At 61.8% G+C, this 12,631-nt stretch carries 10 protein-coding genes; 3 read left to right on the forward strand and 7 right to left on the reverse strand.

What is annotated here, in order from left to right; genetic code table 11:
• The 6 genes from AC6CHO_RS16815 to AC6CHO_RS16840 form a co-directional block, all read right to left on the reverse strand.
• Positions 1 to 1,163: NHL repeat-containing protein (locus AC6CHO_RS16815; protein ID WP_498216637.1), on the reverse strand; the 1,163-nt coding region annotated here is incomplete at its 3' end.
• 240 nt (positions 1,164 to 1,403) lie between these two features.
• Positions 1,404 to 2,048, reverse strand: a complete 645-nt coding sequence (locus AC6CHO_RS16820) for a sigma factor-like helix-turn-helix DNA-binding protein (RefSeq protein ID WP_498216638.1) — start codon at positions 2,046 to 2,048, stop codon at positions 1,404 to 1,406.
• A 147-nt stretch (positions 2,049 to 2,195) separates the two neighbouring features.
• A complete protein-coding gene (locus AC6CHO_RS16825; protein ID WP_498216639.1) occupies positions 2,196 to 4,541 on the reverse strand; it encodes a sensor histidine kinase in 2,346 nt (781 codons plus the stop codon).
• A gap of 856 nt (positions 4,542 to 5,397) precedes the next feature.
• Positions 5,398 to 6,129, reverse strand: a complete 732-nt coding sequence (locus AC6CHO_RS16830) for an SDR family NAD(P)-dependent oxidoreductase (RefSeq protein ID WP_498216640.1) — start codon at positions 6,127 to 6,129, stop codon at positions 5,398 to 5,400.
• A 195-nt stretch (positions 6,130 to 6,324) separates the two neighbouring features.
• Positions 6,325 to 6,822: a DinB family protein gene (locus AC6CHO_RS16835; protein ID WP_498216641.1), complete on the reverse strand. Its 498-nt coding sequence runs from the start codon at positions 6,820 to 6,822 to the stop codon at positions 6,325 to 6,327.
• On the reverse strand, positions 6,819 to 7,760 hold the full coding sequence (locus AC6CHO_RS16840) for a DMT family transporter (RefSeq protein WP_498216642.1): 942 nt from the start codon (positions 7,758 to 7,760) through the stop codon (positions 6,819 to 6,821). Before AC6CHO_RS16840 ends, AC6CHO_RS16835 begins: the two co-directional genes overlap by 4 nt.
• Positions 7,761 to 7,882: 122 nt before the next feature.
• Between AC6CHO_RS16840 and AC6CHO_RS16845 the strand changes: the two genes are divergently transcribed.
• From AC6CHO_RS16845 to AC6CHO_RS16855, 3 genes are all read left to right on the forward strand, one after another.
• A complete protein-coding gene (locus AC6CHO_RS16845; RefSeq protein ID WP_498216643.1) occupies positions 7,883 to 8,350 on the forward strand; it encodes a MarR family winged helix-turn-helix transcriptional regulator in 468 nt (155 codons plus the stop codon).
• 93 nt (positions 8,351 to 8,443) lie between these two features.
• Positions 8,444 to 9,274: a PhzF family phenazine biosynthesis protein gene (locus AC6CHO_RS16850; protein WP_498216644.1), complete on the forward strand. Its 831-nt coding sequence runs from the start codon at positions 8,444 to 8,446 to the stop codon at positions 9,272 to 9,274.
• A 112-nt stretch (positions 9,275 to 9,386) separates the two neighbouring features.
• Complete coding sequence (locus AC6CHO_RS16855; protein WP_498216645.1) at positions 9,387 to 10,619, forward strand: glutaminase; 1,233 nt, start codon at positions 9,387 to 9,389, stop codon at positions 10,617 to 10,619.
• A gap of 13 nt (positions 10,620 to 10,632) precedes the next feature.
• On the opposite strand, the gene AC6CHO_RS16860 is transcribed toward AC6CHO_RS16855, so the two are convergent.
• A complete protein-coding gene (locus tag AC6CHO_RS16860) occupies positions 10,633 to 12,519 on the reverse strand; it encodes a glycerophosphoryl diester phosphodiesterase membrane domain-containing protein (RefSeq protein WP_498216646.1) in 1,887 nt (628 codons plus the stop codon).
• Positions 12,520 to 12,631 lie beyond the last annotated feature (112 nt).

Here is a 12,631-nt window from a genome sequence, read left to right on the forward strand (position 1 = left end):
GAGACTACGTTATTAGTGAAGGTGCACTGGATATTCGTTGCGTTGCTGCCTTGCGGCAGGGTGAATGTTCCAGTGTTACCTTCACCAGAAGCAAATACTTCACCGCTGGACAGGTCTAGGCACTGCCAAGTAGTGGTGTATCCGCCAAGATCGGTTTCACCTAGTCCAGTTTGGGTGATGGTGTACTCATTGCCAGGAAGAATGACGGTGGCCCCAATTGATTCGCCGTCTTCCTGGTCCTGGACCCCGCGCTCGTCACCAGTGGTTTCAGCGGTGTTGTTCTCGGTAACACCGCCGCCAGTGAGCTCAATAGCGAACTGATCGTCCGGATCTACACGCCCATCGGGAAGATCGACGTTCACACCCGCTGTAGATGGCGAGGCCCACGATGCAAGGTCGGTTAGCGCACTGGTGTCACCCGATAGCGGCTGAGTTGACACCAACGCACCACTGGCAGGGTCAACCTTGAGCAAGCCATTCGCGGCGTAAAGGTAAAGATACCCATCCGCCCCGAACGCCATGGAATTGGTGGTAACAACTCCACTAATCAGACCGCCAACCTTGGTTCCGGTAATCTGCCCGCCGGCTTTCACATCTGCCGCATTGATGCGGTAAAGCTGTGCCGACGTGTTGCCGCCGGTGACGATAAACAGGTTTCCCTGAGCATCGAAAGCGAGGTCGCCATTACCACCCGGGGTACCAGGCAAGGTAACGGATAGTACATTCGGTACGAAATCTTGGGTGTTTACATCCAAGCTTGCGTACTGGAACTGGTCGCTGTTTTGCGCTACAGCGCCGCCATACAAGTACGTGTCGCTTGCAACATCCATACCCCCCATGGTGTTGCCGCCAAAGTTTGAACTCATCCCATCAGTTCGGGGAATCTGTTCCCAGGTTTCATTGGTGGCTGTATAGATGTAGATGTCTTGTTGGCTCGTGAATACGACCTTGTCGCCACCGCTAGCGATTCCGATCTGGTTGAGGGTATTGCTTCCTCCAACAGCAGGAGCGAGAACCTCTTTCGTTGCACCGGTAGCCGGGTCAACTTCGTAGACTTTTTTCTGGTTGGTACCGTAGAGCTTCGACGATGGGAACGGGTCGGCGGCGAATGCTGCCGAGGGTACGGAGATTACGATGCCACTGGCAAAAACTGCCGATGCCAATGCCCCCGATGCCAACTTTGCCCCGGCGCCATAGCCACGGTTCTGTGATCGTTTAATCTGAATCTACCTCTCGTTTGGAGCAAACCAACTGCTGAAGATGCGTTTCATGACTTACACCCGAAAGTGTATGACCAACGATCGCGTTGATTTGGCCCACAAGAGAAGAGCGAATGGAATGACCCCCTGATGGTGTCAAACAGCCACGGAAATGACCCCCGACAGGTGTCATGTAGGCGTTGTTCAGAGGGAGAGATACCCGTCTTCGGCGGCTCGTTGATTCCACTTCAGCCGCGAAGAAATAGGGCGATCAACAGCGGCATACTTATCGCGAACCCGCTGGAGATACTTCTTAGCAGTATTGGGTTTGACACCGAGAGAGGTGGCGACAGCCTCGATCGACAAACCCGACGCGTAGAGAACCAATGCCCGCTCTTCCTGATCGCTGAGCTTAGGACGCCTTTGATCGTGGGCAATGACGACGGCGAGTTCCGGCGAAACCCACCAATCACCCGCGAGAATCGTGCGCAAGGCCGCGAGGATTTTCGGCTCGTTGTCGCGCTTGCCGATGATGCCGTGCACTCCAGCCTGAACCATCTGACGTGCCAAAGGCGGTGAAGCGACACCAGAAAACACCGCGATGAGGAAACCTGCCGAGACCAGTTGCCGCACAATTTCCGGCTTCGCATTGGGACCACGCTCGGCCATCAGGTCCAACAAGATCAAATGCGGCCGCGCCTCCTCGTCAGCCGAGCCAAGCCAGTCCATGAATTCGGGGAGGTCCTCGCCGTCAAACACCACCGTCATATCTGATTGGTTGTTGACCAGGGAAATCGCATATTTACGTTGCAATAAGTGATCTTCGATCACCGCAATTCGGTAAACCATATTGCCTCACCTCGACTAGCATTCTGCACAAGTGTTGGTCCGGATTGCGCGTGCGTTCGGAGTACCTGTCGCTCGAATTTTCTCTTGAGTTTCTCCACAAATGCTACCTGCACACGCTTGCTCGAGGATTTCTGCCGCAGCCAGGATCTACCGCTCCTTGGCAGAGAACAGACCGGTCTGCCCATCTGAGTCTGTTGCGATGGACGCTTCGATAATGGCATTGTCGTGCGCTGTATGGACCATGATCTGCAGACGCGGGGAACGATGGCTCTGGAGGCTCCTAGCCAGCTCGGAGCTTCCCTGTTCGACGATAAGCATGTGCGGGCCATGATCCCGCTGCAGCAATGTCACGATCAGCCTGCAGTTCTGTGTGCTTGCATCGATGCACGCGAGCACCAGGTGTCCAAAGGCATCGGCGTCTTGTTCGTTTTCGATATCGGCATTTTCGGCGTGCAGTTCCAGCTGGACGTGTTTTCGGCGCGCCTCAGCTAAGGCTAGCGCGAACCATCGGCCCATGAATGTGGCACCATGCGGGAGTCCGCTGATCTGGCGGAGGAAGACCTCCTCGTCACCGCAACGCTGGCGCGTTACTGGATCACTGAGGGAGGTCGTTCCGTCGGCGATGTCCTGGAGCAGTTGGAACGGAGCATGCAGACCGGATGCACTCCATTGCAATTGGATCTCAGCGGCAGCATCGGCTGCTGCCATATCCCGCAGGGTGCGTTCCATGCTTCGGCGCGAGTCCTCGATCTCATGGCCGATGGATCGGAACATGCGCAAGAAGACGGCCCAAACCACGAGCAGGGCAAATGTCGGTGCTTCGAGAAGGGCGATTTCGGCCCACCGCCCGGAGTCCAAACCGAACGAGCTGGCTGCGATGGTCAACGTGCTGGCGACCTGCAAGCCGATAGCGGAGAAGAAGATCGCAAACGTTGGCCTCGACACGTATAACAGGACAGGTAGGACTGTTAGCGATATGGCTTGAAACAGATACGGTGAGTCGCGTCCAAAATCGACGCCCGCCAGCGCGCACCAGTTCACGGCGGGGATGGCGGCTAGCATGAGGGCGACCAGAAGTGTGGAAACACGGTGCCCCTTCTGGCTGGTCGCCCAGACGAGCACACTGAACAGCGTGAGGCTCACGAGCAGGGCACCGGTCGGAAGACCGACTTCGCGAGGGCTGAGGACCTCCAGGATCGTTCCCGACGAGACCGCCAGGACTGACCAAGCGAGCCCCATTCCCCGGGTGAACTCGTGCATGGGCTGTACGGCCTTTGAGGCACCCGACCTCGTCGAGTCTGCCGGCGTGGCATTCAGTGGATAGGACAGCTGCACGGTTGTTCCGGATCCAGGCGCCGTGTCCAGCCGGACTGCGATGCCCTGATTCTGGCCGCGGGCGAAGAGGGATTGGGCAATTCCCCGCTCGGCGACGTCCGCTCTGTTGAACCCCGATCCGTCGTCGGAGATCTCGATGTGGAACACGTCGTTTGTGTAGTGGATATTTATGCGGACATCCGCGGAACCGGAGTGCTTCGTGGCGTTGAGCACCGATTCAAAGGCGCAGCCATACAGCGCATTGAGCACCGGAACCGGCAGCAGCGCCTGAAAACGGCGGAGGTCATCCCCGGACAGACCTTCCCATAGCACAGGCAGGCCGACGTAGTCGAGATCCGTCAAGCTGATCTTTCCCTGCCTTCTGCCGAAATTATCTCGGGTGAAGGCGCTGATGCGCTCAAGATCGCGCCGGCATCGCTCACGGGCGTCCGAGGTGCTCACGTCTGATCCGTCGCGTGCTAGCGCGCCGAACGTGTTGATGATGGTGTCGTGGAGGACTCTGACGTATTCGATGGCCATCTCCTGAGCTGCCTGCTGGTGGATGGCTCGCTTCTTGCGCGCATTGGCATTTTCCTTCTGCCGGTCAAGGGAGCCGGCGATGCGGTAGAGCGATCGCATGAAAAATGTCGCAGCGGTCAGGATGATGATGTTAGTTACGAGGGACGCACCCAGTACCGACGGCTCCCAGTCCGGATGCGCGCATAGTAGCAATCCTGCGAAGGCCGCCGTCAACACCCACGGAACGATGGTCGGCCAAGTGCCTTGGCGGAGCATGAGCGCCAGTGGGATGGTCCACGAGGTCAGCGGGACCAATGCACCCAGAAGCGGGTCGTTCGGGCTGACGGCTACGACGTAGTAGAACACCAGAGCTAGGTAATAGGGAATGATGAGCACCAGCGAGTGCACTTTATAGATCCAGACGGCAATGCCCGCCAAGACCACGGTCCCAGTGGCAGCTGCCGCGACCGGGTCGGGCACGGAAATCTCAGAAGCGAGCGCCGCAATCAGAAGCACAACCTGCACCAAAACGATGCCTGAGAGCTGTGCACGTCGCATGGCCCGGGCAAGACTTGAGCCGATCCACCGCGTCGCATCGTAGTTGCTCCGCGGTCGACGGGCAGCAGCCGTGGCAGCCTGGTCAGCCTCAACTCCGGTCATAGGTCATCGTTCCACATTTCCTGGCGAATACTTCGGGCTGGTTCGGCGATGAATCTGCCGTCCGAGGCACCGCAGTCAACGGGCCAGTTGATGCCGAACATGGAACTGCGCATTGTCATGGCCTTGGGGTATCCAATCAGCTTTCATCTCATGTCGTAGCTAGGGGACCATCGACGCCCGGCAGGTTTCAAAGGAAAACAGATCGTCCCCAGTCACATAGCGACATTCTATGCAGTTGATCGCGTCCAGAAGCATTTGATACATGGCGCATTCCCCTTTGTTGCGCAATTATTGACACAGTCGGCTCCTTCCACGGGGCACGCCATCAGAACTGCCCGTTCCGTCCAAGCCTGCGCTGGCATGGCGTCTCAAAATCCATCTCGCTCAGTCCGCAGACGTCCACGAAGATTATCGCCGATGTCCGTGAATCGCTCTCTCTCACAACATGGCGCCTGCCTCTTACATATCCTATGTGTCCGGGTCTTGCCACCGTATTTGAGCGATTCGCAGCACTGGCTTCATGCGATGGCCTTGCCGCACCCACCCACTGCTAAGGGGCTATGCTCAATTCCGGACACATGGACATTGAAGGCAACAGACACCCTGATTCGAGCGCTGCTCCTCGAGGGCGGTTTCTAACGGGCTCTGCAACACTCTGAGCAATCTGGGATTGCTACAACTGGAATCCGGTGCAAAGTAGACGCCGGGGCTAAGCACACTTCGCCCTGGAGCACTGTCGGCCAGCGATCCTGCTCGCGACGATCCAAGACGGGCAGCTCTCAGGTAGCCAGGCGTTCAAAAATCGCTTGACTGTGAACACAGGGACAGCGCTGACAACTCCTTGGCCCCTGCCACTCTACAATCCGCCAGCTACGCGCAGCGTCGTTCCTGTCGCGTATGAAGCGTCGCCGGACAGCAGCCAGGCCACAGCGCCAGCGATCTCCGCTGCTTCACCCGGCCGGCCCAGCGGGATCGATGCCGCCACCTTCTCCGGCCGCCCAGGATCCTGGTGGAACTCGGTGCGCACGGTCCCCGGCTCGACGCAATTCACCCGGATCCCCGCGCTGGCGAGCTCCTTGGACAGTCCCACGGACAGGGCAGCTACCCCCGCCTTGGCTGCAGCGTAATGCACATAGGTTCCGGGGCTGCCCAGCGTCGAGGCAGCGGAGCCGATGAGCACCAGCGACCCCCGGCTGCGGGCCAGATAGGCAATGGCTGCCTGCGCCGTGATCACCGCGCCAAAGAGATTCACCTCCAGATCACGTCGGATCTCCTGGGGGTCCAGGGCGTCGAGGGGCCCGACAGCGCTCACTGCTCCGGCATTGGCGACCACGCCGGTGAGCGGTCCCAGGTGCGCGCCCGCTGCGAAGAAATCTGCCACTGATTCGGGACTGGTGACGTCGACTGCGGCGGTGAGAGCTCGTTGGCCTGCACGGCGCACACGCTCGGCCACGGCGTTCGCGGCCCGTTCGTCGTTGCGGTAGCCGATGAGCACTGCGCTGCCTTCCCCGGCAACGCGTTCGGCAATGGCTGCGCCGATGCCGCGGGATCCCCCGGTAATGGCGGTAACACGGGATTGGGGTTGCATGCGCTGCTCCTCTTGGCTTGCGGTTTGGGGCGTGGTTTTGCTTTGTGCTGCGCTGCGCCGCATCGAAGCTATCTGGGGTCTGTGCATGGCCGCTGGCAAGTCCAGGGATTTCACGGTGTCCATGAGGTGATGCTCGACCTCATGGAGGACGAACGAAGCGAAGGATCCAATGGTGAAGGCTTTCCCATCGCTTCGTTACCCCCGGCGGTTCCAGTTTCCAGTGCTGACCCTTTCGAAAGCTTGTGCTGCGAGCTCCAGGTGCCGCGCAAGATCCGTTGCGATATCACCAGCATCTGCATGGAGATAATCATTGATCACGGCTTGCTCGTCTTGGTCCCAATTGGAGAATACAGGCGCGGATTCAGAGAGCATGAGTTCAACGCGCTCGCACGCAAGCCGGCACATATCGCGCACATGAGCCGCATATTCAATCGGCGACCATCTCTGGGCATTGGGCCGCTGTGCAGCACCGGGGTCGCTGAGCACTGCGTGCCACTGCGAAGCAGTACCCCGAAGCCTGGAGCTCGTGTGTTCATGGCGATGCGGTGCATAGCCGCATTCGGAGCAGCCGGACTCGGTCACGAACGACCAATCCCTCGTCTCGGCCGGAATGGCATTTTTCTCGTCCATGGATCTGGGCATCCCTGCTTTCTGCTTGTTGGTCTTCTTGTGCGTCAGCCCGATGCGGTTCACTGCCGACAGGTTGACGCCTGTCGAGGAGGTCCAGCGACCGTGCTTGAAGGCGGTGAACTGTTCGCCTCGCAGTGACTGATCCTCCAAGGCGCGGCTTCGCTGAATCGCCGTTTCCGCTTCTGCAGTCCTGGCAACTTGAAAAAGCCACAGAGGACTGAGCCAATGACCAAGGCGATACCTGCTAGCTGCTGGGCGCCAAGCGCGTCGCCACCGAGGAAGGCACCGGTGAGTATTCCCGTCACGGGGTTAAGGAGCCCGACGAGGCCTACGGTCATTGCAGGCAGGTGCTTGAGTCCCAGAAACCATGCGAAGAAGGCGATGGCCGTGGCGATGACGCAAACATAGGCAGAGGCCCAGATCGCAGCACCGTCCAGCACGGTAGGCGGGCCCTCGACAACGACCGCTGCTGGAATCAGGATGGCGCCTCCCGCGGTCAGCTGCCACGCGGTCAGATCGAGCGGCCGTTGGTTTTCCGTCCACTTCTTGGTGAGCAGTGCACCACTGCTGGAGAAAACCATGGCAATCAGCGAGCAGGTGATGCCGGCGCTGTCCACGGTGGACTTCTGGTCGAAAACCATGATCCCCACGCCCAGGAAACCGAGCAGGGCCCCGGCCAAGGGAAAGACTGCAGGTTTCTCCTTCAGGATTGGCCAGGCAAGCAGCATCAGCGTGGCCGCCGACATCGCCATCACCGTGGAGGCCACGCCCGCTGGCAGCAGCTGAGATGCGGCGTAGACCAAGGCAAAGAATGCCCCGATATTGAGCGTTCCCAGGACGCAGGACTTCCACCACCACGACCGGGCAGGCAGGCGTCGAGAGAAAGCCAGGAGAAGCAGGCCGGCAGGCAAGGCCCTGTACACGGATCCCCAGAGCGCTTTCTCGGAGGGGAGAAACTCGCGGGTGACGAAGTAGTTGGATCCCCAGGCGATGGGAGCCACGGCAGCAAGAAGTATCCATGGCGCACCGCTCGCCCGCATCGGCGCACTTTTCAATTTAGCTTCCACGGAAGCTATAATTCAACTATGGAGTACATGGACCGAGTCGGCAGAGTTCAGCAGCAGTGGAAGATCCAGCGCCCGGACCTGGATGTCGCCCCCAGGGAATCATTGGCCGGCTGCATCGGCTGGCGAACTTCCTGACCGCCGAACTGGTCACCGTCTACGCGAAGCATGGCTTGTCAGAAGGGGAATTCGATGTGCTCGCCGCCCTTCGGCGCAGCGGAGAGCCCTATGCCTTGGCCCCTGGCGAACTCGCCGCGCACACCTTGGTGACAACAGGTGCAATGACCAAGCGGCTGGATCGGCTCGTCGAGGCAGGGCTGGTATCGCGCGAACCAGTCGAGACGGATCAACGCCGGCGCCGCGTGTCCCTCACCAGCGACGGATTGCGCGTCATCGACGCCGCCTTCACTGAGCATATAGCCAACGAGCATCGTCTCATCGCCCACCTCCCGGAGCCGGAGCGCGACGCCATCCAGCTGCTTCTGCAGGATTGGATCGGCCGCTATGAAACCGATGAACCCCAGTAGCAGGCCTGCAGCCAGCAGCCAGCAGGGCACGCGCTCGAGCGACCGCGTGTCAGAACCAGTCCACCTGCCAACCCCTAGGAACAATATCCCGACATGCGCAAATACAGCGAAGTAGACGTCTTTTCCGACCAGCCCTATCTCGGCAACCCGCTTGCCGTAGTCCATGACGCACAAGGGCTGGATGACGCGCAGATGCAGCGATTCGCCAAATGGACCAATCTGGCCGAGACCACGTTCATCATGGCTCCCTCCCATCCAGAGGCCGACTACCAGGTGCGCATCTTCTCCGCAGTCCAGGAGTTCCCCTTTGCCGGGCATCCGACGCTCGGCTCGGCGTCCGCTTGGCTTGCGGCCGGCGGGCAGCCCAGGAACAAGGACCACATCATCCAGGAATGCGGCGCTGGCCTGGTCAAGATCCGGATCGCTGATGGCCTCTTTGCCTTCCAGGCCCCGCCGCTGACGAGATACGAACCAGCCGATGAATCCACGATCCGCGACGTTGCGGCCGCGCTGGGCCTTTCGCGTGATCGCATCCTCGACGCGGCATGGCTGGTGAACGGCCCGGAGTGGATCGGGATACGGTTGGCCGATGCTCGGGAAGTGCTGGAGCTGGCGCCGGATCCCGCAGACCTGGGAGCCCTGTCCATCGGCGTGGTGGGTCCCCAGGAACCCGGCCATGCGACCGCGTTTGAAGTCCGGGCCTTCCTCGGAGGAGACCCGGTCTGGGAAGACCCCGTCACGGGCAGCCTTAATGCCGGGCTCGGGCGATGGCTCTTCGACACGGGAATGGCCCCGGAAAACTACGTGGCCTCCCAGGGAACAGCCGTCGGCTGCCGCGGCCGCGTTCATGTCAGCATCGAAGAGGGCGAAGTCTGGGTCGGCGGGGCGGTGTCGGCCTGCGTCCAGGGCGATGTCCGCATCTGAGACCGCGGACGCTGTCCATGATAATCTCGGCCTTGCCGGCGTACTTGCCGCCCCCGAACACCGATGCCGCACCCCAGTGGCCCCAGCTTGATTCCGGAAGCGAGTACCGCACATGCACAATCCCATCCCCGACTACCTGCGCGAAGTGCTCGATGCGCTGGAAGGTGACACCACCGGCGAGCGCGCGGGCTACATTCCCGAGCTGGCCGGGGCTAACCCGGACTACTTCGCCTTGGCCGTGACCACCGCCATGGGCAGCACCTACACCGCCGGAGATGCCGGGGTCCAGTTCACCATCCAATCCATTTCCAAGCCCTTCGCCTACGCCGCGGCCATCATGGATCGCGGGCTGGAACAGGTGCTGGAGCATATCGGAGTGGAACCTTCGGGCGAGGCGTTCAACGAGCTGTCGCTGGAGGCGGGCACCAACCGGCCGAAGAATCCCATGATCAATGCCGGGGCCATTGCCGCCCACGGCCTGCTGGTGGGCCCCGAAGCCACCGGCGAGCAGCGGGTCGCGCGGGCGCTGGACCTGTTTTCCCGCCTGGCCGGCCGGCAGCTGGGCATTGATGAAGCGGTCTTCAACTCGGAACTGGGCACGGCGGACCACAATCTCTCCATGGCTCATATGCTGCGCAAGCACGGCATCATCGCCTGCGACCCGCATGAGGTGGTGGCCGGCTACACCCGCCAGTGCTCCATCCTGGTCACCGTGGCCGACCTTTCAGCCATGGCCGCCACCCTTGCCAATGGCGGCGTCCAGCCCTGCACCCATGAGCGGATCATGGACGAGGACACGGCCCGCCAGGTGATGTCGGTGATGGCCGTGGCCGGCATGTATGACGGAGCCGGAGACTGGCTGACCCGGGTGGGGATCCCGGCCAAGAGCGGAGTGGCCGGCGGGCTGGTGGGCGTGCTGCCCGACCAGGTGGGCATCGGGGCCTTCTCGCCGAGGCTGGATCCCCACGGCAATAGCCAGCGGGCACGCCGGGCCTTCGAGCGGCTGTCCACGGATATGGGCATGCACCTGCTGGCCCCCAGCCATGGAAGGCTGGATGTCATCGGCGTGCAGCGCGGCGGCACCCGGGAGACGTTCACCCTGCAGGGCAACGTGCAGTTCACCGCGGCGGCGGAGCTTCTGGACCTGTTCTCCGAATCGGATTTCGACGGACCGGTGCACCTGGATATCTCCCGGGTATTCTCCTTCACCGACGTCGCCCGGCGGATGACCCTGGAGGGCCTGCGGCGGATGCGCAATGAGGGCCGTCGGGTATTCCTGCATGATCCGCTGCAGTCATTGGCGGAGCCGGATCTGGGTGACGGCAGCTATCCGGAGACCCCGTGACAAGGCCTGGCGGCTAGCGGAAGAGGTCCAGATAGGCCAGCGAATAGCCGACCCGGTAGTCCGAGGCGGGGTTGGTCGCGACCAGATGCCGGTCCCGCTGGGCCAGCTCGACGCTGTCGGTGACAATGCCGTCCACCGGGATGCTCAGCAGCTCGCGCAGGGTTGACTCGTCGTTCACCGTCCACACGTAGACTTCCCGGTCCAGCGCATGCGCCTGGTCCAGGAATTCCCTGGTGAAGGACGCCTGCTCGAGGGTGTAGAAATCGCAGTCGACCTTGGGCAGCCCGCCCACGCTCATGGCCACTGTCAGGCCGACGCGCAGCTCGGGGCGCAACCGCTTGATCTCCTTGACCGCCCGGGTGCTGAGCGAATGGTAGATGTTCTCCGTGGCACCTCCGGCGGCATCGACTTCCGCCAGGAACCGCTTCAGGTACCCCTTCTTTTCGTGCCCGGTGACCTTGAGTTCCACGAGCACCGGGATGCCCAGCGCCCTGGCATGCTCCAGATACTCCTGCATGCTCGGAATGCGGTCGGAGAACCCGCCCTCGCGGACCGTGACCTCGCGGACTTCTTCCAGGGTCATCTCGTAGATGTTCTTGTTCAGCCCGGAGACCATGAGCAGGTTGGTGTCGTGGCTGGCCACGAAATGCCCGTCTTTGGTCTCCTGGAAGTCGGCCTCGACATAGTCGGCATCATGGGCGGCCGCGGCGTCCAGCGCGCCGAGGGTATTTTCCACGCCTCCGGCCGAGTAGCCGCGATGGGCCAGGATCTTGGCGTCTTGCGCGCCGGCCGCGGTCTGCCCCATGGCCGGGGCGGCATAGAAGCTCGCCGACAGCACCAGCCCGGTGATCGCGGCACCGGCCGTGGCCTTCAGCGCCCGGGACTGCGCTGAGCGGTGGTGCGGCGAGCGTTGTTCCAGGGCCACGGCAAGCCCGAGGTGCTCGCGGCTCAGTGCCACGACCACCTGGATGGCCACCACCGTTGCCGCGCCGATCAGCAGGAAGCCGAGCACGTGCCCGGTGTTGATGGACAAGGTGGCCACCAGCGCGGCGCTCTGCTCGCTGAGCAGGAGCGCAGCCGCCTCCGAGATCCCCACCAGCGCTTCGACCAGCACCGAGGCGAGCAGCGCGCAGGCCCCCAGCGGGATGCCGATGAGCAGCAGGTACCTGATGGCCTTGCCCCGGGTCGCCTTGAAGCTTGCCCCCAGTGCGGCCAGCGGCCTTTTCGGGCCGATGGCCATCAGCGGCAGGGCCAGGATCAGCCGGAGATTGGCGTAGATGATCGCGCCGATCATCGTCAGGTAGATTCCGGTGCTCAATGGCGCTTTGAGGTATTCGCGGGTGACAAAGGGCGGGATATCCACGCCCTGGATGAGCACCGAGGACAAGCCCAGCCCGCCCAGGGGCAGCGCGAGGAAGAAGTAGGCCAGCATCAGCGGCGAGGGGTGGGACAGCATCCGGCCCAGGCATCTGGCGGTTTCCCTGCAGATCGCCCTCGCAGTGGGCGGCTGGCCGGATTGCTGGCGGTTGACCATGACGATCAGCGCCACGAACTGCACGCTCACTGCGCTCAGCGCCAGCACCGCGATGGCCAGCAGGAGCAGCACCGAGACGGGGCTGTGCAGCAGGACGGCATAGTTCCGGTCCGTGACGTTGCCCAGGCCGCTGGTTTCCAGCACCAGCCCGAAGAAGTACTTGATCACCGGAATGACCAGCAGGCCGTTGAACGCCTGCATGAATGCGATCACCGACAGGTAGCGGAACACCCGCAGGTGGCTGAGCTTGGCCACCAGCAGCAGGAAACGCAGGATCTGCTTCAGGGCCGGAGCGCCCCTGCCCGAAGGCAGGGCTGCGGCCCGCTGGTTCTCGCTCTTGCTGCTGGATCGGTTGCTCTGGGCCACTGCGATGATTTGCCTTCCCCTCGCCGTGTTCCGCGCGGCGACTGCCTTCAATTCTATCGCCGGCATAGAAAGTACGCTGTGCGTTGGCTCGCAGGCAGCTGGTGCCAGCGGG

Source organism: Glutamicibacter sp. GQ173, assembly GCF_059759215.1.